Source organism: uncultured Rothia sp., assembly GCF_916049665.1.
Lineage (GTDB): Bacteria > Actinomycetota > Actinomycetes > Actinomycetales > Micrococcaceae > Rothia.
Genome location: NZ_CAJZIE010000031.1, coordinates 1 through 25,022 on the forward strand (window position 1 = coordinate 1; position 25,022 = coordinate 25,022).

Below are 25,022 nucleotides of genomic sequence, written 5' to 3' on the forward strand. Positions count from 1 at the left end.
CAGTTGGCTATCCAGCCCCACCTGCGTGTTTAATTTTCTAAACCCCCTGCTGTGCCGCAATCAGCGCCTCAAAATGTGCCGCCATGCGCTCCGCGTTCGGTTCCAATCCGGTGAAGAGGCGGAACGCATCCACCGCCTGACCGACCGCCATGTAGCCACCCGTTAGCACCTCGCACCCGGCGGCACGCGCCGCGCGCACCAGCTGCGTCTCCTGTGGCAGGTAGATGACGTCCGCAACCCACAGGCCCTTGCGCAGCACCCCGGCATCCAGTGCCGACTCGCTCAACGGCATGCCCGGATGCACATGCATACCCACCGGGGTTGCATTCACTAAACCTTGAGCTTCCAGTAGAGCTTCAATGAGGTGCTCATCTTCGGTTAGTACCTCGATTCGGGTCTGCGGGAAGAGCCCGCTCAGCTGCTCCGCCAGCCCCTGCGCCTTCGCCGCGTCACGCTCGAAGAGGCTCAGACGGCGCACCCCCAGGCGGCACAGCGCGTACGCCGTGGCGCTACCGGCACCGCCGGCACCCAGCTGCACCACGTGCTCCAGGCGCGCCGGATCCTCCGCAACCTGCGGCAGGCCGCGCTTTAGGCCCGCGATGAACCCCGAATAGTCCGTGTTGTCGCCGTAGAAGGTGCCGTCCTCGCGAATTACCACGCAATTGACCGCGCCCAGGGCGCGTGCCGCATCCGAAAGCTCGTGCAGGTGCTCCATGACGGACTGCTTGCACGGGTGGGTGATGTTGAAAGCGTTAAAACCCAGCAGTGCCGCAGCATCCAGAAGCGCCGGTGCGGAGGCGCCGTCCAGGTTCAGGGCGTCCAGGTCGACGGGGCGGTACAGGTAGCGCACGCCGTGCGCGTCCGCCTCCGCCTCATGCATAGGAGGGGTCAGGGAGGAGGTGATGCCGTCACCAATGAGGCCCACCAGGAAGGATTCAGTACGCAAACTCATAGTTTCACTGTACGTGTCCGCCTCGTAAGATGCACCTACTTTCTTGAACCCGTACCAAATGCGCGCTGGAGTTGGGAAGAAGATAAAAATAATTTCTATGCCCACAAGAGCGATATGTCTGACAGAAACACCTCGAAGGTATAAGCTTGGTATAAGTGCTCGCGCGCCACGGCGCGCACATGAGACCACACAGACACCGTCACAGTGAAGTGATACCGATATTCGGAGGATAGATTGTCAATGACTGACAAGGCTATGGCACACTTCGCTGGCGCCGATGCATGGGTCGAGCAGTATTTCCTGAACAGCCCCGAAGATGAGCGTGAAGAGTTCACCCCGGCAGAGTTAGAGGATTTGGCTCGCACCCACCGTGCGCTGGCTCAAATCCGCCTGCCCAAGACCCCTGTCGTTGCTGCGCGCAACGACGAGTACAACACCACCCTGTACGTCGCGACCGACGACATGCCGCACATTGTCAGCTCCCTGACCGCATGCCTCGCCGCGCACTTTGGTGGTTTCGTTACGATTCTTCACCCCACCTTCCTCGCCGAACGCGGTCCGGATGGTAACCTCCTGAGCCTGCGCGGCACCGGCATGCGCGGCAACCTTGCCAGCGGCGATACCGCCACTCTTGGCGTGCCCTCCCTCAAGCTCAGCGATAACGCCCCCGAAGGCACCACGGTCGCTATTGAGTCCTGGATTGCGGTCCGCCTGACCCGCTACCTCACCGAGGAAGATCAGCGCCGCTGCGAGAAGGAAGTTGAACGCGTCCTCGCTGATGTTCGCGCCTGCCACACCGACCTGGACGCCATGGTCACCCGCGTTTTCGACCTGGCGCAGTCCATGTACGACCTGCGCGGCGCAACCCTGGGCCACGGTGAGGAATCCTACGCCGCTAACCCGCGCGGCGTGGAGCCTGCCTCCCGTGTGGAGGTGGCACAGGACTTCCTGCGCTGGCTCACCCGCGGCAACTTCGTGTTCATGGGTGTGAAGGAGCGCGTGCTGGACGGCACCTCCGGCACTATTTCCCTGGTGGACCGCCCCGGTTCGGCGCTCGGTATTCTGCGCACCACGGAGGGTAAGAGCCGCATCCCGCTCTCGGGTGAGACCCTGGAGCGTGCCCTGTTCCCGCGCCCGGTGTACATCACGAAGGCTAATTCCCGCTCCACTGTCGCGCGTAACGACTACCTGGATTACGTTGGTGTGCGCCGTTTCGATTTGAACGGCCGCGTGATTGGTGAGTACGTGATTCTGGGTCTGTTCACCCGCCAGGCGTACGCGCTGCCCGCTATTGAGACTCCGCTGGTGCGTGAGCGTATCGCGATGGTGCGTCGCCGCCTCGGCTACCACCCCGGTTCTTACTCTGACAAGGCGCTTTTGGGCGCCCTGGAGGATTACCCGCGCCTGGAACTGCTGCAGGCTTCTGCTGATGAGCTGACCGAGACGTTCGGCGGCATCATGGGCCTGGAGGAGCGCCGCAAGACCCGCCTGTTCTTGCGTGCCGACCGGTTCAACCGGTTCATTACTGCGGTGGTGTACCTGCCTCGGGACCGGTACAGCACGAGCGTGTGTGCCCGCATCCAGCGGGTGTTCCGACAGGAATTTGATTTGAGTGCCATCGACCATGAGGTGTACCTGTCTTCCTCATCGTTGGCGCGTCTATTTTTCCGCATTCGGCTCACGAACCCCAACGATGTGCCGAAGACGGATCATCAAGCTCTCGAAAAGCGACTGCAAGAAGCCGCCCGCTCCTGGGTGGAAGCAACCGCAGCTGCTATTGAGGCATGGAAACCCGGAGCGGAAGGCCGCCGACTCGCATCAGCCTGGGCAGATGCGACTAGTGCAGCCTACCGAGCCGATTACACAGTAGAACAAGCAATCGAGGATATCGTGATTCTTGAATCTCTCTCGGGCCAGAAGCCCGCCGCAATCAAGGTTGAAGCCGGCGAAGCCAACACCACCCGACTGAAGACCTACCTGTCCGCACCTCACACCCTCACCGAGCTTCTGCCGGTTATGCAGAATATGGGCCTGGTCGTTGTTGATCAGAAGCCCTACGAGTTCAAGCCTGAGGATGGCGAAGACTACGGCTACCTCTACGACTTCGGAGTTGAATTCCCCGAGGGCGTGGACGCAAACGCTGTGGCTTCCCTGTACGAGGATGCTCTGAACGCCTACCTGCTCGGTGAGCGCGAGTCCGATACCCTGGACCGCCTGATCCTGGCTGAGGGCCTGACCTGGCAGGAAGTACGCCTGTTCCGTGCCCTGAACCACTACCTGATTCAGCTGGGCCTGGGCTATACCCCGTCCTTCATGTCGAACACCCTGCTCGCAAACCCGACCATCACCAAGCACCTGGTCGAGTTCTTCGAGGTCAGCTTCGACCCGAACAACGGTCTCAACGATGAGCAGCGCAACGCGCGCCGTGAGGAAATCGAAGCAGCACTGGTTGAGGAACTGAACCAGATCCCCACCCTGGACGCTGACCGCTACCTGCGCTCCCTCGGCAAGGTTGTTCGCGCAATCCTGCGCACCAACGCATACCTGGCTGACCGTCCCGCACTCGCATTCAAGGTGGCACCGCAGGAAATCGATTTCGCACCCCTGCCCCGCCCCAAGTTCGAGATTTTCGTCTACTCCCCGCGCGTTGAGGGTGTTCACCTGCGCTTCGGTAGCGTCGCACGTGGTGGCCTGCGCTGGTCCGACCGCCGTGACGACTTCCGCACCGAGGTTCTGGGCCTGGTCAAGGCACAGATGGTGAAGAACGCTGTCATTATCCCCACCGGTGCGAAGGGTGGCTTCTACCCCAAGCAGCTGCCCGACCCCGCAGTGGACCGCGACGCATGGATCACCGAGGGCCGCGAGTCCTACAAGGTCTTCATCGGCTCCCTGCTGGACGTCACCGACAACCTCGCAGTTGGCACTGACGGCACCGAGACCGTTGTTCGCCCCGAGGGTGTTGTTGCACGCGACGCTGACGACTACTACCTAGTGGTTGCAGCGGATAAGGGCACCGCAGCATTCTCCGACACCGCAAACGCAATCAGCCTGGAGCGCGGCTTCTGGCTGGGCGACGCCTTCGCATCCGGCGGCTCCGTCGGCTACGACCACAAGGCAATGGGCATCACCGCACGCGGTGCATGGGAGTCCGTCAAGCGTCACTTCGCTGAGCTCGGCCACGACGCTCAGACCGAAGAGTTCACCGCAGTCGGCATTGGCGACATGTCCGGTGACGTGTTCGGTAACGGTCTGCTCCGCTCCAAGGCAACCCGCCTGGTCGCAGCATTCGACCACCGCGACATCTTCCTGGACCCGAACCCGGACGCAGCCGTCTCCTTCGACGAGCGTCAGCGCCTGTACAACCTGCCCCGTTCCTCCTGGCAGGACTACAACCGCGACCTGATTTCCGCCGGTGGTGGCGTGTACTCTCGCGGTCTGAAGTCCATCGAAATCACCCCCGAGGTGCGCGAGGTACTGGGCCTGGATGAGTCCGTCACCGAGCTGGCACCGACCGAGCTGATTTCCGCAATCCTCAAGGCACCGGTTGACCTGATTTACAACGGTGGTATCGGTACCTACGTGAAGGCCTCCACCGAGACCAACGCACAGGTCGGCGACAAGGCTAACGACGCACTGCGCGTCAACGGTAAGGACCTGCGCGCCAAGATTGTTGGCGAGGGCGGTAACCTCGGCTTCACCCAGCTGGGTCGTATCGAGGCTGCACGCAACGGCGTGGTGCTCAATACTGATGCCATTGACAACTCCGCAGGTGTGGAAACCAGTGACCGCGAGGTCAACATCAAGATCCTGGTGGACCGCCTCGTGGCACGCGGCGAACTGCCCGTTGAAGAGCGTGCTTCCTTCATCGAGTCCCTGCAGGACGAGGTTGGCGGCAAGGTGCTCGAGACCAACGTCGAGCAGAACGTGCTGCTGCAGGGCGAGTTCCACGGTTCCTTCCTGGGCACCAACCTGTACAAGCGCCTCATGCACGACCTGGAAGAGCACGCCGGCCTGAACCGCGCCGTCGAGTTCCTGCCCACCGACGAGGAGCTGGACGAGCGCCTGGAGACCACCGGCGACCGTCTGACCCGCCCCGAGCTGTCCGTCCTGGCTGCGTATGTGAAGATTTACCTCACCCACGCACTGGAGCAGACCGACTTCGCGGACGACCCCTACCTGGAAGGCGTTCTGCGCAACTACTTCCCGGCAGCACTGGTTGAGCGTTTCGGTCAGCACCTGGATTCGCACCCGCTGCGTAAGGAAATCATCTGCACCCGCGTCGCTAACGAGCTGGTCAACATCGGCGGTATCACCTTCGCATACCGCGTGATGGAGGAGTTCAACGTCGGTATCGATTCCGTCGCACGTGCCTTCATCGTCGCTCGCGAGCTCTTCGAGCTGGGCACCGCAGCTAAGCTGCACCGCGAACTGCCCCCGAAGACCCCGCTGGATGCATGGTTCACCGTTCTGCGCGACAACCAGCGCGTTCTGGATCGTGCGGTCCGCTGGTTCATCACCGAGCGTGGCGTGGTTGCTGGTACCAGCATCTCTGAGCTGCTGGAGACTTTCGGTTCCGTCGTCGAGATGCGCCACAACCTGCCCGAGTACCTCTCCGGCACCTCCCGCGAGCGTGTTCGTGCAAAGCGCGACGCAGGCGAGGCATGGGGCCTGCCCGAGGAGCTCATCGTTATCTGGATTCGCGGCTTCGAGGGCTACGCCCTGCTGGATGTTATCCGTTCGGCACGCGACCACGACTTCGAGGCATCTTCGCTGGCACCGGTCTACTTCGCAACCTACGACCGCTTCAAGGTGGACGAACTGCTCGGCCTCATCTCGGACCTGCCCCGCAGCGACCGCTGGGAGATCCTGGCACGTCAGGCACTGCGCGGCAGCCTCTACGAGACCGCTGCAGGTCTGGCACTGTCCGTGGCAGAGGGCGCTAAGGGTGACTTCTCCACCGTGGACGGTGCGCAGAAGGCACTGGCTACCTGGATTGAAGAGCACCCGACCCGCGTGGGCAACATTGACCGCATCCTGAAGGAGATTGGCGAAGCCGCTCTGGACGTCACCGGTCACCCGCGCCTGGCTGTAGTGTCCGTGGCACTGCGTACTCTCTCGAGCGCATCCTAATCAGCTAAGACCCGTTAGGGTCGCCGCTTAGAGCATCCCGGTTCCCTCCCGGTTGGAGGGGCCGGGATGCTTTTGCACGGGGACACTCTGCATAGTGACACTCTGTGTAGGGATACTCTGGGTGGAGACGCCCCCAAAGGTTATTGCACAATGTGCATATTGCTCAGAATGTCACACTCACTAGGCGTTTTGTGTTTTGGCATGATGCACATTATGGGGGTGTGTCCTAAATCCCTTCAAATATCAAGTAGAGGGTTAAAGAAACCAAAGGTTTTAGTTGATATATGCCGTATATTGATTCTCGGCGGCATCAGCGCAAGCCATTGGGACCCGGTACTTCACGGCACGACAAGTATTCCCTCTGGCACGTCACACGGTGCTGTTAAAACACACTGCCCCTAATCTTTCGATTATCGACTGAAAGTCTGCAAGATTGTCTACCAACCACGGTACTGAGGAAAAAAGCAACAGCGCATGGCGCCTCCTCATTAACTTTCTGCTTTACGTCTCTCCGGTCGCACTGCTGACCACCATCTTCCCCATCGTCACCCCGACGATTAACCGGTACAACCTCGATGGTGTGCCCCTGATTCAGGTGATCCTGGCAGCTTCCATTACCGTTCCTTGGCTCAGCCAGGCAGCCTGCCTGCCCCTTTACCGTGCTATCCAGATGGAGCACAAGAAGATTGCGGACGCCCGCGAAGGCCTGCGTATTCACGCTGAAACCCTTGAGCACCAGCTCAAGCGCGCCGAAGCACGCGCCGTACGCGCACGCATGTCCGAGCCGCAGTTCCAGGACATTACCGACCTGACCGCGTTCACCCGCAACTGGCTCTACCTCTTCTTCATGACCATGCCGCTGGTGCTGCTCTTCGCAATTCCGGTCGCCCTCGTCCTTCACTGGAGCCCGACTGCATTCGGTGCGTTCTTCGTCCTGGGCGTTCTTAACATTGCGTTCGCGCAGCTGCTGGTCATTCCGAACCTCGCGAAGAACCGCATCATCTGGTTCATTGCGTGGCTCGGCTACTCTCTTGCCCTGCTCTGCTACCCCATCATCTGGTTCCTGCCGCCGCTGGTTGGTTCGCTCATCCTGCTGGTGAGCCTCGGTAAGGACCTGGTGCACCTGCTGCACTTCGCACGTATTCCGATTAAGGACATTGCGCTCGATGCCCTGCGCGGCTTCTTCACCGGCTCCATCATCTGGGCCGATAAGTACATGCTCTTCCTGGTCACCGGCGGCGAAATCAACGTCGTGGCAATCTACCTGAGCCTGATCCCCTGCGTTATCGCCTACAACTACTTCTTCGTGGTGGAGGCAGACCGCGTCAACGCAAGCATTCAGCACCTGTGGACCATCTTCGACCGCCTGCCCTACAAGGGTGTTCAGGCGGAGTCCTCGAAGGCTCTGCGCGCCTCCAACCGCGCTATCCGCAACTCCCTGCTGATTTACATCGCCAGCGCTATTGTCACCGGCATCCTGATGTTCATCTTCCTGCCGCAGTCCTACCCGCTGGCGCTCTCCGGCCTGGTCGTGGCGTTCCTCTTCGTTGCAGTGGCACTGCTGATCTACCAGATCGAGTACATGACCATGTACGTCACCGTGCAGCTGCTCTCCGCAGCGCACCTGGTGCTGCTCTTCATCTCCTTCATGATCCTGCCCAACGAGACCGGCTACCTGCCCATCATCGTGGGCGAGGCTGTGCTCGCCTTCGCCTGCTACCGCGTCTACCGTCAGGCGTGGGCAGCCCCCGAGTACTCCCTCTTCTGGCGTCGAGCCCTCGCCTGGTAAGAACCGCACGGTCCGCGAAAGATACATACGACAATGACTGAACAGATGTACCGAAACCACTACGCGCCGCTGCAGCTTCCGGCTCCCGGCCCCCACTACAGCGACCCCGAATACCCGGACGTTGACGTCGCCATCATCATGGAATCCACCTACCCCTACCTCAAGGGTGGTGTGTCCGCGGTGGTGCACGATATTGTCTGCGAAAACCCGGATCTGACCTACGGCATCATTCACATCGCCTGGGATAAGAACTCCCCCCACGAAGACCTCTACGGCATGCCCGAGAACGTCAAGTGGGTCAAGGTGCTGTACCTGAGTCTGGAAGTCAACCGCGACGCCTTCGCGGAAGCCTGCGACCCCTCCGCACTGCGCATGAGCTTTGCGGAGCGTCAGGCGCTCACTCAGCGCCTCATGGACGGCTTCAGCGCCCTCATCGCCGGTGACGTGAACCCCCTCTGGAAGCTCTACGACGAGGGCATCAACCCCGCAACCCGCAGCTACAACCTCTTCGGCCTCTTCGGAACCCGCGAGTTCATGCAGGCTATTGCGGGTCTGGGCTTCCTCTCCGAGGTGCCCTTCGGTGAGCTCTTCTGGAAGGTGCGCGACTTCGTCTCCATCCTCTTTGCAATCCTGCACGAGCGGATGCCGCACGCCCGCGTCTACCATGCCCACACCACCGGCTACGCGGCACTCATCGCCGCCGCAGCCGCACGTGACCACGGCACCAGCTTCCTGCTGACCGAGCACAACCTCTACATTCGCGACACCGTGAACACCAAGCTCGAGCGCAACATGGCGAAGCCTGTCACCACCGACTACGCCTTCCTCAACGAGGAGCGCGAGCACCCCGGCCTGGGCCCGGTCACCCTCGACGAGCGTGCCTGGTGTGTCTGGTTCGTTGAGATGGGTCGCTTCTGCTACCCGAGCGCCGACATGGCAACCTACCTGTACCCCAAGGCGCTGGAAGAGGCACGCGGTATTGGCGCACCCATCGACCAGATGAACGAGGGCGAGAAGGACCGCGCAATCATCCTGCCCAACGGTATGCTCATCGAGTCCGTGGCGGAAGCCTACTACGCCCGGCAGGCGGCGCGTGCCCGCATCCTCGCGGAGGGTCGCGGTCACGTGTGGCGCTTCGTGTTCATCGCCCGCGTGGTGCCCATTAAGGGCCTGACCGACCTGATCCGCTCTCTCGCGGTGCTGCGCGATCAGGGTCTGGTGAACTTCCACCTGGACGTGCTCGGCCCCAAGGACCACCTGCCCGAGTACTACGAGCTGTGCCTGCGCACCATCGAAGAGCTCAACATGGGCGAGTACATCACCTTCCACGGCACCGTGAACGTGCGTGCGATGCTCGACCGCTTCGACCTGCTACTCATGCCCAGTTACAATGAGGGTCAGCCGATTGTGGCGCTCGAGGCGATGGCTGCGTCCATCCCGCTGGTCAGCACCGACGTGGGCGGTATGTCCCAGCTCATCGACGATGTGCTGGTCGCCCCCGACGGCCACGAAATCGGTAACTGCGGTATCTTGACCATCCCCGGCGATATTCACGGCTTCGCGGCGGCGCTGCGCACCCTCATGGAGGAGCCCAGCATCTACGAACGCTACTGTGTGAACGCCTACGACCGTATCGTCAGCTTCTTCCAGTTGCGACTGGTCATGGACCGCTACAACACGATCTACCGCGAGCTGGGCAAGCTGCCTCCTCGCGATCCCGAATTCGACCCGGAGTACGATGGCGAATAAACTCAACCGCTTGGGCGGACCCGGCAAGTTTGGTGCCTGGGTCCGCTACGGCGGCAAGCCCATTACCCAGCAGCAGCTCGATTTTGCGGTCAAGAACTACTCTGTCGCAATCTTGCAGCCCTGGGAACTGGACGCGGCACGCTACCTCAAAAAGCGTGCACCTCAAATGGTGGTGCTGGCGTATAAGTGCCTGTCTTCCACCCGCTCCTACGAGCCCGGCCCGATTTATTCCTCGGGTGTGTCTTACCCGCTGGCGCAGTCGATGGCAAACTCCGGTAAGGATTTCTTCGCCCACCGCCTCAACGGCGACCGCATCGAGTGGAAGGGCTACCCCAAGCACTTCCAGATGCAGGTGTGGAACGCCGACTACCGCTGGCACTGGGTGGACGCTGTGGTGCGCGAAATGCGCGACTCACCCTTCGACGGGGTCATGGCGGATAACGATATCGAGAACGACTACTACGACCTGAACCTGCCCATTCAAGGCGTGGAGTCGATGACGAAGATTCGTGAGCACCTGGATTTTCTGGTTGCTTACGCCGGTATTGAGCTGAATAAGATCGGCAAGATTCTGGTGCCCAATATTGCTGAAGCGCGTCTGCGTTGGGGCAAGTGGGAGCGTCACAGCGCCTACGGTGGCGGCTTTGAGGAGGTGTGGCTCGGCTGGGGTCCGAACGATTACCTGACCTCGCCGTATGCCGTGATGCAGGGCCGCGAGATTGCGAACGGCTCGGCGGGCGAGGTGAAGCTGGGTGCTACTTTTGCGGACTTGGGTGGCCGTAGTGCTGCCTCGCAGAAGAAGGTGACGATTCTGCGCACCCCGCTCAGTGACCGCAAGGCTCCGATTACCGGCACGGATGAAAATTTCCTCTACGGTTTGGCGGGCTTCTGGGTGTTCGGTGGAGGCGCCTTCACCGGCATCAGCGCAACCCACCACGACGCCTACGACGAGATTCCACACGCCCCCGAGCTCTCCTACGACCTGGGGGATCCGGTCGGCGGCATTATCGCTCAGAAGACCGCGCAGACCCGTGCATTTACGAACGGCTGGGCGGCACTGAACACCGGCTCAAAGGATGTGACCGTGAAGGTTCCCTCCGGTCTGGTGGATGCGGCGAACCGCCCGGTGCCCTCGAGCTTCACGCTGCGGGCGCATCAGGGTGTGGTGTACCGCCGTAAGGCGTAAATCGCTACTCGCGCGTACCAGGTACCAGCCTGTATAACCTCATAAACAAACCCACCGGCAATATAGCCAAATGGCTATATGTACCGGTGGGTTCGTTATATGTGTGTCAGATGAGCTGGAGTAGCTTACTTAGCGGGGTAGGAGGGCACGTCGTAGCCGCCCATACGCTCCAGAACGCGAATCACCTGGCAGGAGTAACCGAACTCGTTGTCATACCAGACGTAGACAATTGCGGAGTCATCGGTGACCACGGTAGCCAGCGAGTCCACAACACCTGCGGTGCGGGAACCCACGAAGTCGGTGGAAACAGCCTCGGGGGAATCCGAGTAGCCCACCTGGCGGCGCAGCTCGCCGTCGATGGATTCGCGGCGGAACAGCTCGTTCAGTTCCTCAGCGGAACCTGCGGGCTTGGTCAGCTTCACGTTCAGGATTGCCATGGAGACATCCGGGGTGGGAACGCGGATAGCGTTACCGGTCAGCTTGCCTTCCAGCTGCGGCAGAGCCTTAGAAACAGCCTTAGCAGCACCGGTCTCGGTAATGACCATGTTCAGCACAGCGGAGCGACCGCGGCGGTCACCCTTGTGGAAGTTGTCGATCAGGTTCTGGTCGTTGGTGAACGCGTGAACGGTCTCAACGTGGCCGCGCTCAACACCGTATGCGTCATCCAGAACCTTCAGCGCCGGAGTAATCGCGTTGGTGGTGCAGGATGCTGCGGAGAGGATCTTGTCCTCATCGGTGATGACGTTGTCGTTCACGCCGAACACGATGTTCTTCATGTCGCCCTTACCGGGAGCGGTCAGCAGAACACGAGAAATACCGGGGCGGTTCAGGTGCTGCTCGAGGCCCGGAACGTCACGCCAGCGGCCGGTGTTGTCCACCAGCAGGGCGTCGTTGATGCCGTACTCGGTGTAGTCGACAGTGGTCGGGTCGGAGGAGTAGATGAAGCGAACCGGAACACCGTTAGCGATGATGGTGCTGTTCTCCTCGTCCACCTCAATAACGCCCTTGAAGGGGCCGTGAACCGAGTCGCGTTCCAGCAGGGATGCACGCTTGACCAGGTCCTTATCACCGTTCTTGCGCACCACAACAGCGCGCAGGTTCAGACCGGAACCCAGCGGCGAGGAGGAACGCTCCAGCAGAATACGAGCCAGCAGGCGACCAATACGACCGAAGCCGTACAGCACAACGTCCTGCTCCTTCGGCTGGTCACCCTGGTGGTTCACGGAGGAACCCAGCTGCTCGGGCAGCCACATGGACAGCTCGGGGGAGCCCGCCTCGTGGTGTGCCTTGTGCAGAGCAGCGATGTTAATCGAGCATGCGCCCAGGTTCAGCTCAGTCAGAGCACGAACCAGCTCGAGGGAGTGCGCGGGGTTCAGGGGCGCACCATCAATGTGGGATACGAAATCGTGCAGCTTCAGCAGCTCAATGACAGACTTGTTGACCAGGCTGCGGCCGTGAATGCTCAGCACCACGCCGTTCTCGCGGTGCAGCTTACCGATGAGGGGGATCAGCTCCTCTGCGGTAGCCTCACGGTTAACCCAGGTAGCGGTTGCAGTCGTCACGTATGACCTTCTTCCTAACTTCGTCGTTGGAGGGTAGGCGCGACGATGCTGTCGCGTCAATACCGTGCCGGGCGTTAAGACCCGGCGTCGGTTTAAGTCTAACCCGTGCGGACCCCTTCAGAGCCTCAAAATTAGCGATATTGAGGCTAAAAGTCAGAAGAGGCAGAAGGCAGTTTGTGAACCCACACGGTAAGCCAACACAAGCCCTCAGAAGGGAAAGCAAAACCACTTTAAATACCCACAAAAACACACGCCACGAGGGCGCAAACATGAGTAGAATTGAAACCATGTTGACTGTAATCGGTGAAGCACTCGTAGACGTCGTCCACCAGCACGACGGAGAAACCCGCGCCTACCCCGGCGGATCGCCCATGAACGTAGCCGTCGGCGCGCGCCGCCTCGGCCACCCCACCAACTTCGTCGGCCACTACGGCCCCGACACCTACGGCAAGAGCATTGATGCGCACCTGGAAGCATCCCAGGTGACCCTGCCCTTCGAGCACAGTGCCGAGCGCACCTCCGTCGCCCAGGCAACTATCGGTGCCGACGGTGCAGCAGAGTACGAATTCGACATCACCTGGTCCCTCGACTCCGTCGCCGAGAAGCTCACCGAACTGGCACGCACCTCCGATGCAGTGCACACCGGCTCCATCGCCGCCATGCTCGAACCCGGCGCGCACGTGGTCGCCGCAGCCTTCGAAGCCGCCCGCGACAGCGCCCTGCTCAGCTACGACCCGAACTGCCGCCCCACCCTCATCCACAACGTTGACGAGGGCCGCGCATGGGCTGAAAAGTTCGTCTCCCTCTCCACCGTCGTGAAGGCGTCCGACGAGGACCTGCAGTGGCTCTACCCCGAGCGCTCCCTCGACGACACCGCCCGCGCATGGCTCGACCTCGGCGCAGAGCTGATGGTCATCACCCGCGGCGAAGACGGCCCCATCGCCTTCACCAAGAAGTACCCCGAGGGCATCAGCCAGCCCGCACACCGCGTTGAGGTTGCGGACACCGTCGGCGCTGGCGACTCCCTCATGGCGGCGCTCATCGCGGGCCTGCTCGACCGCGGCATTGCCGGTCCCGAGGCGCGCGCTAAGGTTGCCGCACTGACCGCAGAAGACATCGCCGACCTGCTGCGCTTCTCCGCAACCGCAGCCGGCATCACCGTCTCCCGCGCGGGCGCTAACCCGCCCACCCGCGAAGAACTCGACGCCGTACTCAACGGCTAAAAAATTCACGCCTCGCCGGCGGATAGCTCACTCTGTCCGCCGGCGTCGCCATATCCACCCGCACCCCACCGCTGAGGAGCACCATGACCAACATCGGCACCGCGCCCCTGCCCCGTGAACCCTACGCGGGCCTGCCCGAACTGCCCGAATTTACCCTGACCTCCACCGACATTCAGGACGGCGGCACCGCCCCCGAATGGATGCGCTCCGCGCTCTTCGGCATTGCAGGTGGTCAGGACCGCTCCCCTCAGCTGTCCTGGAGCGGATTCCCCGAAGGCACCAAGTCCTTCGTGCTGACCTGCTTCGACCCGGATGCGCCGGTCCCCAGCGGCTTCTGGCACTGGACCGTCTCCAACATTCCTGCCGAGGTGACCAGCATCGAAACCGGCGCGGATGCACCCGCCGGCGCCCTGACGCACCGCAACGACGCCGGTGTGGCGGGCTTCCTGGGTGCTGCGCCTCCGGCTGGTCACGGCCCGCACCGCTACATCTTCTGCGTCACCGCCGTGGACGTGGAGAAGCTCGACATTGACGAGAACGCCACCCCCGCCGTCGTGAACTTCAACCTGCTCGGCCACGGCCTGGGCCGCGCGTTCCTGACCGTCACCTACGCGGAACCGGCAGCCTAGCGGCACAATCTCACTAGACCCGCGCCCTAACCAACCCTGCACCCTGACCAGCACCGACACCCCCACCACCGAAGGCAAACACTGCATGATTAAACTCATCGCCAGCGACCTGGACGGCACCCTCATCGGGCACGACTTCCGGTTCCGTCCGCGCACCCTGCGCGCCCTCGAGGCCGCCCGCGCCGCCGGAATCGAGATCGTTTTCGTCACCGGCCGCCCGAGCCGCTGGCTCACGCCCCTGCGCGAGCAGACCGACTTCGACTCCTACGCCATCTGCTCCAACGGCGCGGTGGTGTACCACCTGGGCGCGAACGAGGTGGAAGAAGTCAACGGTGCAGATCCCGCGGTGATTGCCCGCGCCCACGAGCTGCTGGAGCCCATGTTCCCCGACGCCACCTACACCCTCGAAACCGTGGACACTGTATACATTCAGGGCCCGCACGAAGGCGGAGAGGTGCTTGAGGGTGCCCGCGTGGTGGAGGCGAAAATCGCCGAAGCGCTCGAACGTATCGGCTCGACCCCGGTCATTAAGTACCTGATTCGCGTGCCCGGCATGGACCCGGATATTCTGCAGGCGCGCGTGCATCAGGCGGTCGGTTCGCTGGTGTCGGTGACCCGCGGCGTGGTCGGTGAGCCGCTTGTGGAGATGGGCTCTAAGACCGTGAACAAGGGCAGGATCCTGGAGAAGTTCGCGGCACGCCACGGCATTGAGGCGCACGAGGTCATGGCGTTCGGTGACATGCCGAATGACGCGGAGATGCTCTGCTGGGCGGGGGAGGGCTTCGCCATGGCGTCGGGTCAGCCGGCGCTTATCGCGAAGGTGGGGCGCACCTGTCCGCCCTTCGACGAGGACGGTGTGGCTCAGACGATTGAGGCGATGCTCGCCGAACGGTCCTAGCCGCCTAGTGCTAGTTATCCAGCACAAGCGACTGGGTGCGCCTCCGCAGACATAACTCAGATATAACGCAGACATAAACTTTTATATCTACACATAAAAAATTTGAGTCTAGACATAAATATTTATGTCTAGACTCAAATTTTTGTGTCTGATTTACATCTGATTTGTGTCTGAACAAAATGGCAGTTGTGTGTAACGCCTAGAAGACATGAAAGCGGCCCGGATGGAAACCAATCCATCCAGGCCGCTTTTCTACGCCCTACGCATCAGGAGAATCACTCCTGCCGGGCGGTGAGGGGCTTAGTGTCCCTCAGCGCTCTTCTCGGGGTCGAAGGGCTCCAGCGGGTCGCCAGCAGCCTTCGTGTACTTCGCGATGAAAGTCATCAGGTGGAAGATAATCAGAGTTGCCGCGGTACCCAGAGCAATACCGGCGAAGGACAGCTCACCGAAGGTCCAGGTGTAGTCCGCAATACCCACGATCAGCGCCACAGCGGCGGTAGTCAGGTTGATCTGGTTCGAGAAGTTCACGCGGTTCTCGCTCCAAATACGTGCACCGAGCATACCGATCATGCCGTACAGAACGGTTGCGGCACCGCCCAGAACACCTGCCGGGACGGTCGCAATAGCGGCACCGAATGCGGGGAACATGGACAGCGCAATCGCGAAGATAGCCGCCACCCAGTACGCTGCGGTGGAGTACACCTTGGTCGCAGCCATCACGCCGATGTTCTCAGCGTAGGTGGTGGTACCGGAACCGCCGCCCATACCGGCGATGGTGGTTGCCAGGCCGTCCGCCATGAGGGCGCGGCCGGAGTAGTCGTCGAGGTTCTTGCCGCTCATCAGAGCAACAGACTTCACGTGACCGATGTTCTCAGCCACGAGCACCAGAATCACGGGGATGAACAGGCCGGCGAGCTCCCAGTGGAACTCGGGGGTCTGGAACTGCGGCAGACCGATGATGCCCTGAGTCTCAACAGCCTTGTCAATCTTGGAGAAGTCCACCTCACCGCGAATCACAGCGGTGATGTAGCCGATACCCACACCCAACAGGATGGATAGGCGACCAATGATGCCCTTGAACAGCACCGAAATCAGGATGATGGAGCACAGGGTCACCAGCGCGGTCACCGGTGCCACCATGAAGTTGTCCTTAGCGCTCTTCGCCAGGTTGAAGCCAATCAGCGCCACAATCGAACCGGTCACGACCGGGGGCATGAGCTTGGTGAGCCAGCCGGTGCCAGCGAACTGAACGATTAGGCCGACCAGGAACAGCGCCGCACCCGCCATGACGATACCGCCGAGGGCACCAGCCGGGCCGTGCGAGTTCATAGCAGCCGCCAGGGGTGCAATGAATGCGAACGAGGAACCCAGGTAGGAGGGGACGCGTCCGCGGGTAATCAGCAGGAACAGGACCGTACCGATACCCGAGAAGAACAGGGTGGTTGCCGGCGGGAAGCCGGTAATAATCGGCACGAGGAAGGTCGCGCCGAACATTGCGACCACGTGCTGCGCGCCGATGCCGATGGTAATCGGCCAGGCGAGGCGCTCGTTCGGGGCGACAAAGGAACCGGGCTTGATGCTACGGCCGTCGCCGTGAATCGACCAGTCAAAGCCGAGAAGCTTAGAGATGCTCAAAGGGAGCTCCTGAGGTGAATGTGGTGGTGTATAAAATTCCACATCATTCTACGCGTATACAAGCGCGGGTCACAGCTAAACGACTGTAAATATGAGCAGGGATACGTTGAGTGGGGCATATATTCTCTTATTGTGGGCTCTATATCGCGTATATAGCCCAGAAAGCATCAATACCCTGCATATGCAATAAATCGCATATACAGGGTATTGATGCAAAGAGCGAATAAAAACACTCGCTACAGCTAGCTCAGTGGCTTAGAGAGCGTCACGCAGGTTCTCCAGGTGATCGTAACGCGCCAGTTCGTAACGCAGGTGACCTTCGGTCGGGGACTGAACCGGCAGGAACGTCGCCTCACGCAGACGGCGAGCCGTCGGGGAATCAGCCACGTAACCGGCGCCTCCAACAACCTGCAGCTCAAAGTGAGTAGCAATGGTTGCAAAGTGCGAAACACCCAGGCGCAGGCTCAGCAGGTCACGACGCTCAGCACGCTCCGGCTCAGACGCCAGACGAATCAGTTCCTCACGCAGGCTCTGGTACTCAGAAAGAATCAGCGGGAACTCAGGACGGAATACGCCCTGAGAGACGTCCAGGTGCTTAGCAGCCTCCTGCAGGGCGCCAGCGGCAAGACCCAGGCAGAACGACGACTGAACCAGCAGGAACGGCGCGGTCACATCGTGCAGGAACGCCTCAATGTTGTCGCTCAGAATGTCCTCGCTCGGAACGAAAACGTCCTCGAACTTCAGGGTGCCGGACTCGGTGCCGTTCAGCGCCAGCAGGTTGCGGTGGTAGTCAATGCTCAGACCCTCAACATCCTGGCGGACCGTCACGATGTAGCGGTTCGGGTGGCTCTCCGGGGCGTTCTGCACAGCAACCGGAAGAACAATCACGCCGCCCGGGTACAGGTTCGACGCCCACGACACGGAACCGTTCAGCTTCAAGCCACCCTCAACGAGGGTGCCCTCAACCTTGATCGGTGCCAGGCCCGAAGCTTCCTTGTACGCTGCCGCCATTGCGGTGGTGCCGCTGACGGTCGCATCCGCCAGGCCCTCGGGCAGCTCGCGACCCACAGCGTCAAAGAACGCGATGGTCGAACGGTGAGCCCACAGGGAGAACGCCGTCGAGGCGTCCTCAGTGGCGAGGTCGAACGCTACCGAAACCTGGGGGACCAGGGAGCCGCCGTCGCGGCCCAGGGTAATCAGGCCGTCCTTAGCGATTTCGCGCAGGTTTTCGAAGGGGGAACGCTCGCCGCGGTCAACAGCATCTGCGTGGGTTCGGGCGAGTGCGAGCACCTGCTCGCGCTGGGGGTAGTCGTAGAGGGGTTCGAGAGTGAACTCGGACATGGGGTTTCTCCTAAGCGGGGAGCAACGCGTCTATGCGTGCAGCTTGAACAGTCGGTCAATGGGGGTGCTGACGGCCTTACGGGCGCGAACAACAGCTTCTTCGTCGGGTGCGTCGTAGAAGCACAGGCACTTGGCGGTGTCTTCGCGAACGTAGGTGCGCAGGAAGGAAACCTCGGGTACTTCAGCGTACTTGGGGGCGTTTGCCTTCTTGCGGGTCAGGTACTGTTCCATAGTAATCTCTGCGGGGATGTCCCACTCAACCAGGTAGTCTGCGTCCTTCTTGAGCTTCTTGATGTCTTCGAGCTCTGCGCCGACCAAGCGGACTGCGTCGGGGCCTGCGACGGCTGCGCGCTCACCGATTGCTGCGGCGAGGTCGGGGCCGAATGCGGTGTTCTCGGATTCGACGATGACGAAGACGATCTTGTGGTCTGCGGAGACCTGGGTTTCGATGAGCTCGGCGCCGTTGGTCAGGGACGAGTTGACGGTCTCGATGAGTGCGGTTGCTTCGTCCTTGGACGGCTGTGCGGGGGTCAGTTCTACCAGGTAAAGTGCCATGATTTTCTCCTCGGCTAAGGGTTGAAGGGTCGTGCCGGAAGGGGTTTTCCGACTCGTTCTGGAATCACCTTAGACCTGTGGTTGAGGGCTGTCTAGTAGATTTCTGTTCGTGGCTTAATGCGTCCCTTTTTGACCCTGTTTTCCGTCACGTGCGTTCATGTGAAGACATAAATCGTCACAGTCCCGCGCCGTAGTTCCGCGCGTGGGAACCTGCCTGGGGCTGCAGAATTTTCGTGCGGGTTCTAGGCCTCGGTGGCGTGCCTATCCGCGGCGTCCTGCTCGTGCCGCAAAATCATCGAGGGCACGGTTGAGAGCGGGGACAGTCCACACTTTTTGCCCCTGAATTTTGACGCGTTCTTCGCGTAGAATCTGCAGCTCCACCATGCGGTTGAGGAGGCGATACACACTAGCTCGGGAGCCCTGCGTGTGTTCCTCCACCATGTGTGCGGTGAAGGCGGGCTCGGTGCAGCACAGGTCGGCGAGGGAACGCAGGAGCGGAGTTTTGCGCTGGGCAATGGACAGCACCTCATCACGCAGGGTTTCAATGTCTTGCGCCAGGATTTCTGCGTTGGTGATTGCCTTCTGTGTGGCGTCGATGAAGAGCTCGATGATGGGTTCGGCGTCGCCTGCACGGTAGTCGGTGAGAGCCTGAATGTAGCCTTCGGTATCGTGCAGCAGACCGGATGAGACGGGCAGAATCACGTGGCGGGTGACGCCGCGGGCGAGCAGGAGCGCGGAGATGAGGGCTCGCCCGGTTCGACCGTTGCCGTCGGTGAAGGGGTGGATTGTTTCAAACTGGGCGTGCGCAATTGCCGCCTGCGCGAGGGGGTCAATATCGCGGCGGTTCATGAAGGCTACGAGGTCTTCGAGGGCGGCAGGAACCCGCTCGTGATGCGGTGCCACGTAGTCGGCGGTCACGGGTGAATCACCCTTAATCCACACCCACTGGGTGCGGAGTACGCCGGAGTCCTGCTGCAGGCCGCGGGTCAGTTCGCGGTGCATCGCCAGGATATTATCGACGCTAATGTTTTCTGCCGTGTTCAGGGCTGCACGCATGGCGTGAACATTGCGTGCCACCAGCTCGGCGTTAACACCCACCTTCGACCCGCTTGCACCCAGGACGGCAAGGGAGAGCCTGCGTGCACTAACGGTGAGGTTTTCAATCTGCGAGCTGGAGGCGGATTCGCCGCGCAGAAGAACCGCGGAGAAGGGGATGCCACCGATGTGGTGGAGCCGCTCATCGAAGCGGGTCATTGCGGTGGCGTTCTCTTGGAGGCGCGCTCGCAGTGCGGGGCTGAGCTCAACGTTGAGTTCGGCAATGGAGGCGGGTACGGCGCTGGAGAAGGTGCCGGAGTTGCGGCGCGTTGCGCGTCGGGAGGCGAGGGCGTCCCGGTGAACCCATGGGGTTTGCGGCTCCCATTCGAGGGCGGGCCAGGTGATGGCTGAGGGCATGGTTCCTCCTCCTGGGTGTCGTCTTGCGGCTTGTGTTTGGGTGGGGGTCTTAATAAGACAATACACCTCGATTTTCTTATTAAGGCGCTTAATAAGAAAATCCGCGCGGATTGTCTCATTAAGGAAAACCCTCTGGAGCCCCGGTTATCGGCGCATACAATAGCGCATGTGCCAGCGCATACAGCAAGGGCCCCCGAACCCTTGGTAATTCAAGGATTCGGGGCCCCTAGCCTATATGCACTAGCCTCATACGCTCACGCCGCCTAAAAATAGCGAGTCAGCAGTCTAGACAAGCAACTTCGCGGTTACTTCACGCCGCGCATCATCTTCTGAACCGGCTTGTGCACCAGGAACAGCAGAATACCGGTCGCGATGGTGATAATACCCATCCAGGTGAAGTAGGGGACCTCAGTCTCCATGCTGTAGAACGGAGCCAGCCAACCGGAGAGCACGGTACCCATTGCCACGGAGGTGAAGTACAGCGCCATCATGTTCACGCGGTGCGCCTTCGGTGCGAGCTTGGTCGCCAGCGAAATACCCACCGGCGAAATAATCAGCTCAGCGATGGTGCAGACGAACAGAATCAGTACAATCCAGCCGACGTTCACGCTCTGAACGCCCGCCTGAGCGAGGAAGATCCAGAACGCCAGACCAATAATGATCAGCGCTGCGGAGAACTTCAGGGTGGTGACCGGCTGGCGGTCGCCCCACTTGGTCCACAGGGCGGAGAACATCATGCCGAAGATGATGATGAAGACCGGGTTGATGGAGTTGACCAGGTTCGGGGTCAGCTCCATGCCCAGGATGTTCCAATTGAGGCGCTCATCCGAGTACACCGCCATGACGGTGAACTGCTGCTGGTACAGTGCCCAGAACACGGCGTTTGCAATCCACAGGGGAATGAATGCGGTGACGCGGGAATGCTCATCGGCGGTGACGTCCTTGGCGGTCAGCATCTGCGCGAACAGGGCGATTGCACCGATGAAGATGAAGGCCATGACCCAGTTCTTGAGGTTGTCTGCGGTCATCAGGCCGGTCGCCAGCAGGATACCGAGAACGACCACGATACCGACCAGTGCCAGGGCGAAGTTACGCTTCTGAGCGCCGGTGAAGGGGGTACCCACGTGGTGTACGGATTCGGGCAGGTTCTTGCGGGTCAGCGAGTACTGAATCAGGCCGGCGGCCATACCGATAGCAGCCAGACCGAAGCCGAGGTGGAAGCCGCCGGTCTGCCAGCCCCAACCGGTCAGGAGCGGGCCAAGCAGCGCACCGGTGTTCACGCCGATGTAGAAGATGGTGAAGCCTGCGTCGCGGCGGGAGTCGTTGTCGCTGTAGAGCGAACCGACTAGCACGGATGCGTTACTCTTCAGGCCGCCGGAGCCAATAGCGACGAGCAGCAGACCAATCACCACGCCCGGAATGCCGGGGATGAGGGAGAGGGAGATGTGACCCGCCATGATGCCGATGGCGGAGTAGAAGAGGGTACGCTCGGGGCCGAGGATGCGGTCACCGAGGATACCGCCGAGGATTGCCATGAGGTACACGACTGCACCGTACGCGCCGATAACGCCGGTGGCGAGGTCCTTGTCGAGGCCCAGGCCGCCCTTGTCGGCGGTGTAGTACAGGTAGTAGATCATGATGCCCTGCATGCCGTAGAAGGAGAAGCGCTCCCACATTTCTACGGTGAACAGGTTTGCGAGCATGCTCGGGTGGCCGAAGAAGGTCTTGGTGTCCTTGGGTTCGGCACCTGTGATGGTGTTGGACATGGTGAAAATTCTTTTCTGTTGTGCCCGGTTTTCTGTGTGACCCGGACAATATGTGTATAAGTGTATACCCTTGCCCATGCATATGTATACACGGTACGCGCCTATATTTCAAAGAATGAATTCTCTTGCAGTGCATGAAAAACCATTTCGATTTTTTCGTATGCATCATTTCCGAATCTCACAAACCCCCAAATACCGGGCTAGATGCGCCACACACCCCCAACGCGATAGAGTGGAACCACAACTATGCCCACCCGGCACCTTGCCGTGCCGACCGGCTCATTTTTAATCATTTCAAAGGAGAACCCCATGACCGCTGTACCCCAGGTTGACCCCCGCGACGTTCCCGCCGGCGCAACCATCATCGACGTGCGCGAGGACTACGAATGGGAGGGTGGCCACGCGACCGGCGCAAAGCACATCACCCTCGGCACTATCGCTGAGCGTCTGGAAGAACTGCCCGCGCCGGGCGAGGACTTCTACGTCATCTGCCACGGTGGTGGCCGTTCGAACCGCGCGGCAACCTTCCTGCGCGAGCACGGCTACGCCGCACACAACATCGCGGGCGGCACCAGCGCATGGTTCGCTGCCGGCCTGCCGATGACCAGCGAGAACGGCGAAGCACCCGCGGTCGTTCACTAAACCGCTGGTTCGCCTGCACGCCATACAATGGAGTCCGTGACTGAAACTTCCGCGGACCGTATTTTGTCTACCCCGAACGCTCCCGCTTCTGTTTCCCCGCATGCCCTGCCGAGTATTCTGCAGAGCATCCCGTGGGATGCGCAGACGCGGGAGCTTGTCGTGCGACCGCTTCCTTTTGCGGTGAATTGCGAGGAGGCGTACCCGCTGCTGGCCGCCGGCGCCGAGTATTCGTTCTGGCTGGATTCGGCGCGCGAGGAGTCGCCCATGTCGGTCGCCTCGTACGTGGGCGTGGTTCCGGCGCAGCTATCGCCCCTGCGCGTGGAGTCGGCGCGTGCGGCGGCTGAGTCCGGCGGGGAAGACCCCTTCGCCCAGTTAGAGGCGGCGCTCGCCTCCGCACCGCGCCCGGATGCCGCGGCGGCAACCGGCCTGCCCGCGGGTTTGCGCGGCGGTTACGTGGGCTATTTCGGCTATGAGGCGCGTGCCGCCATGGGCTTGGAGCACGGCCACCCGGTGCCGGGCTACCTGCCGGCACATGAGGCGCCGACCCCGGATTCTCTGTGGTTGCCGGCGGTCCGCTACCTGGTGCACGAGCACGCCCGCCCGGGTCGTGCGGCGCGCAGCTGGCTGGTGGGCGATGAGCCGTGGTGTGAGGCGGCGGAGCGGCTGCTGAGCGCGGCGCTGGATCCGGCGGGTGAGCGTGCCTCCGAGGGTACCCCCGCAAATACCCCTGAGCTTACCGAGCCTCTGTTCTTCCCGGCACCCGCCGCGGAAGCCTACAGGGACGCTGTTCGCGCTAGTCAGCACGAAATCTACGAGGGCAACAGCTACGAGGTGTGCCTGACCGCGCAGACGGTTGCGCGCATCCAGAACCCGAGCCCGGAGCTTTTCTTTGAGCTGTACCGCCGCCAGCGTGCCCACAATTCGGCGCCGTATGCGGCGTACCTGCGGTGCGGTGATTTTTCGGTGCTTTCTTCTTCGCCGGAGCGTTTTTTGAGCGTGGATACGCACCGCAACGCGCAGACCAAGCCGATTAAGGGCACGATTGCTCGCGGCGCAACCCCGGAAGAAGATGCCGCGGCGGCGGCATGGTTGCGTACCGATGAGAAGACCCGCGCCGAGAACCTCATGATCGTGGATTTGCTGCGTAATGACCTGTCTACGGTGTCTGACCCGGCGTCTGTGCGCGTGCCCGTGCTTATGGGCGTGGAGAGCTATTCGACGGTGCATCAGCTGGTGTCTACGGTCAGTTCGCGTCTGCGCGAGGGAATTTCCGCGGTGGCTGCCGCGCGGGCGTGCTTCCCGGGCGGCTCAATGACGGGTGCCCCGAAGCCTTCGACCATGCAGATTATTGAGGGCCTGGAGGGTCGCGCTCGCGGCGTGTATTCGGGTGCTCTGGGTTTTGTGTCGGCGGATGGTTCGGCGAACCTGTCGATTGTGATTCGCACGCTTGTGGCGCACGATGAGGGCACGGTGACTCTCGCCGCGGGTGGCGCTATCGTGGCTGATTCTGACCCGACCGCCGAGTATGAGGAGATGCTGACGAAGTTGCGTGCCGCGTTGCCGCCGTCGGTGGGTCGCGTGGTGGAATAGCCTAGCGCTGGAATAGCACAGGGAATAGCCTGCGCCGCCTGCACGTGAGCCGCTACACTTGAACTATGACTAAGCTTTCTGAAAACCTCCCCATTGAAGAAGCCCGTGAACGCCTGCGCCAGCTGATTATGGAGCTGGCTGTGGTGCGCGGGCACGTGGTCCTCGCCTCCGGCAAGGAAGCCGACTACTATGTTGACCTGCGCCGCATCACCCTGCACCACGAGGCTTCTCGCCTGGTCGGTCAGGTCATGCTGGACCTGCTGGATAAGAACGGCATCGAGTTTGAGGCTGCTGGCGGCCTGACTATGGGTGCTGACCCGGTGGGTACCGCGATTATGCGTGCCGCTGGTGATCAGGACCGTGCGATTGACGCGTTTGTGGTGCGTAAGGCTCAGAAGTCTTACGGCATGGGCCGTCAGGTGGAGGGCCCCAGCGTTGAGGGTCGCCGCGTGGTTGCTGTTGAGGACACCTCCACGACCGGTGGTTCTGCGCTGACTGCTGTTGAGGCACTGCGTAAGGCTGGCGCTGAGGTTGTGGCGGTTGCTGTGATTGTTGACCGTGCGACCGGCGCTAAGGAGCATGTGGAAGAGGTTGCGGGCGTCCCGTGCCTGTACGCGTACTCGAAGGATGAGCTGGGCCTGGACTAGTCTCTACTGGCTTGGACTAGGACCTCGTGAATTTTTAAGACATTCCCGTTGCGGCGGGTAAACCCGTGCCGCTGGCTACTGTGTGTGGCTGGTGGCGCGGGTCTTTGTCTGTAAGATGGCTCTGTGGGCGCCGGAGTGGCGCTGGTTGTTGGCGTGAAGGTGGTTGTGATGGTTGAGAATCGTGAGGCGGCTGAGGCTGTACCTGCTGAGGCTGTACCTGCTGAGGGTACTGAGCAGGGTACTGCCCGTTTTGAGGTGGGTGTGGGCCCGTGGGAG

At 61.3% G+C, this 25,022-nt stretch carries 17 protein-coding genes; 10 read left to right on the forward strand and 7 right to left on the reverse strand.

The genetic code is table 11. From position 1 onward, the window contains the following. Positions 1-37: 37 nt before the first annotated feature. Positions 38-952, reverse strand: a complete 915-nt coding sequence (locus QZ540_RS04295; protein ID WP_294628016.1) for a shikimate dehydrogenase — start codon at positions 950-952, stop codon at positions 38-40. A gap of 240 nt (positions 953-1,192) precedes the next feature. Between QZ540_RS04295 and QZ540_RS04300 the strand changes: the two genes are divergently transcribed. From QZ540_RS04300 to QZ540_RS04315, 4 genes are all read left to right on the forward strand, one after another. Beyond that, entirely contained in the window at positions 1,193-6,082 is a 4,890-nt protein-coding gene (locus QZ540_RS04300; protein ID WP_294628017.1) for an NAD-glutamate dehydrogenase, read from the forward strand. Between the two features lie 433 nt (positions 6,083-6,515). Next, a complete protein-coding gene (locus QZ540_RS04305) occupies positions 6,516-7,871 on the forward strand; it encodes a hypothetical protein (protein WP_294628018.1) in 1,356 nt (451 codons plus the stop codon). Between the two features lie 33 nt (positions 7,872-7,904). After that, entirely contained in the window at positions 7,905-9,620 is a 1,716-nt protein-coding gene (gene pelF / locus QZ540_RS04310; protein WP_294628019.1) for a GT4 family glycosyltransferase PelF, read from the forward strand. Next, positions 9,610-10,806, forward strand: a complete 1,197-nt coding sequence (locus QZ540_RS04315) for a putative glycoside hydrolase family 15 protein (RefSeq protein ID WP_294628020.1) — start codon at positions 9,610-9,612, stop codon at positions 10,804-10,806. The genes pelF and QZ540_RS04315 overlap by 11 nt, the downstream gene beginning before the upstream one ends. A 125-nt stretch (positions 10,807-10,931) precedes the next feature. Here the strand turns inward: QZ540_RS04315 and QZ540_RS04320 are convergent, their stop codons facing one another. Continuing rightward, positions 10,932-12,368, reverse strand: coding sequence for a glyceraldehyde-3-phosphate dehydrogenase (locus tag QZ540_RS04320; RefSeq protein ID WP_294628021.1), 1,437 nt, complete (start codon positions 12,366-12,368; stop codon positions 10,932-10,934). 287 nt (positions 12,369-12,655) lie between these two features. Here QZ540_RS04320 and QZ540_RS04325 point away from each other — a divergent pair, with 287 nt between their 5' ends. The 3 genes from QZ540_RS04325 (at position 12,656) to QZ540_RS04335 (ending at position 15,118) form a co-directional block, all read left to right on the forward strand. Then, positions 12,656-13,591 (forward strand): carbohydrate kinase, encoded by a 936-nt coding sequence (locus QZ540_RS04325; RefSeq protein WP_294628022.1) that lies wholly within the window; start codon positions 12,656-12,658, stop codon positions 13,589-13,591. Positions 13,592-13,674: 83 nt separating this feature from the next. Then, positions 13,675-14,220, forward strand: a complete 546-nt coding sequence (locus QZ540_RS04330; RefSeq protein ID WP_294628023.1) for a YbhB/YbcL family Raf kinase inhibitor-like protein — start codon at positions 13,675-13,677, stop codon at positions 14,218-14,220. A gap of 85 nt (positions 14,221-14,305) precedes the next feature. Further along, entirely contained in the window at positions 14,306-15,118 is an 813-nt protein-coding gene (locus QZ540_RS04335) for an HAD-IIB family hydrolase (protein ID WP_294628024.1), read from the forward strand. 300 nt (positions 15,119-15,418) lie between these two features. Here QZ540_RS04335 and QZ540_RS04340 read toward each other — a convergent pair whose 3' ends face one another. From QZ540_RS04340 to QZ540_RS04360, 5 genes are all read right to left on the reverse strand, one after another. Further along, positions 15,419-16,753, reverse strand: a complete 1,335-nt coding sequence (locus tag QZ540_RS04340; protein ID WP_294628025.1) for a uracil-xanthine permease family protein — start codon at positions 16,751-16,753, stop codon at positions 15,419-15,421. 255 nt (positions 16,754-17,008) lie between these two features. Further along, entirely contained in the window at positions 17,009-18,094 is a 1,086-nt protein-coding gene (locus QZ540_RS04345; RefSeq protein ID WP_294628026.1) for an acyl-CoA dehydrogenase family protein, read from the reverse strand. A 30-nt stretch (positions 18,095-18,124) separates the two neighbouring features. Further along, the gene (locus QZ540_RS04350; RefSeq protein WP_005507939.1) at positions 18,125-18,649 is read right to left on the reverse strand and encodes a DUF4242 domain-containing protein; all 525 of its coding nucleotides are present in this window, start codon (positions 18,647-18,649) and stop codon (positions 18,125-18,127) included. A gap of 261 nt (positions 18,650-18,910) precedes the next feature. Continuing rightward, positions 18,911-20,101, reverse strand: a complete 1,191-nt coding sequence (locus tag QZ540_RS04355) for a Fic family protein (protein ID WP_294628027.1) — start codon at positions 20,099-20,101, stop codon at positions 18,911-18,913. 305 nt (positions 20,102-20,406) lie between these two features. Then, the gene (locus tag QZ540_RS04360) at positions 20,407-21,867 is read right to left on the reverse strand and encodes a peptide MFS transporter (RefSeq protein WP_294628028.1); all 1,461 of its coding nucleotides are present in this window, start codon (positions 21,865-21,867) and stop codon (positions 20,407-20,409) included. A 309-nt stretch (positions 21,868-22,176) separates the two neighbouring features. Between QZ540_RS04360 and QZ540_RS04365 the strand changes: the two genes are divergently transcribed. From QZ540_RS04365 to pyrE, 3 genes are all read left to right on the forward strand, one after another. After that, positions 22,177-22,509, forward strand: a complete 333-nt coding sequence (locus QZ540_RS04365; protein ID WP_005504230.1) for a rhodanese-like domain-containing protein — start codon at positions 22,177-22,179, stop codon at positions 22,507-22,509. 27 nt (positions 22,510-22,536) lie between these two features. Next, the gene (locus QZ540_RS04370) at positions 22,537-24,099 is read left to right on the forward strand and encodes an anthranilate synthase component I family protein (protein WP_294628029.1); all 1,563 of its coding nucleotides are present in this window, start codon (positions 22,537-22,539) and stop codon (positions 24,097-24,099) included. A gap of 65 nt (positions 24,100-24,164) precedes the next feature. Then, the gene (gene pyrE, locus QZ540_RS04375) at positions 24,165-24,746 is read left to right on the forward strand and encodes an orotate phosphoribosyltransferase (protein WP_005504234.1); all 582 of its coding nucleotides are present in this window, start codon (positions 24,165-24,167) and stop codon (positions 24,744-24,746) included. Positions 24,747-25,022: the final 276 nt, after the last annotated feature.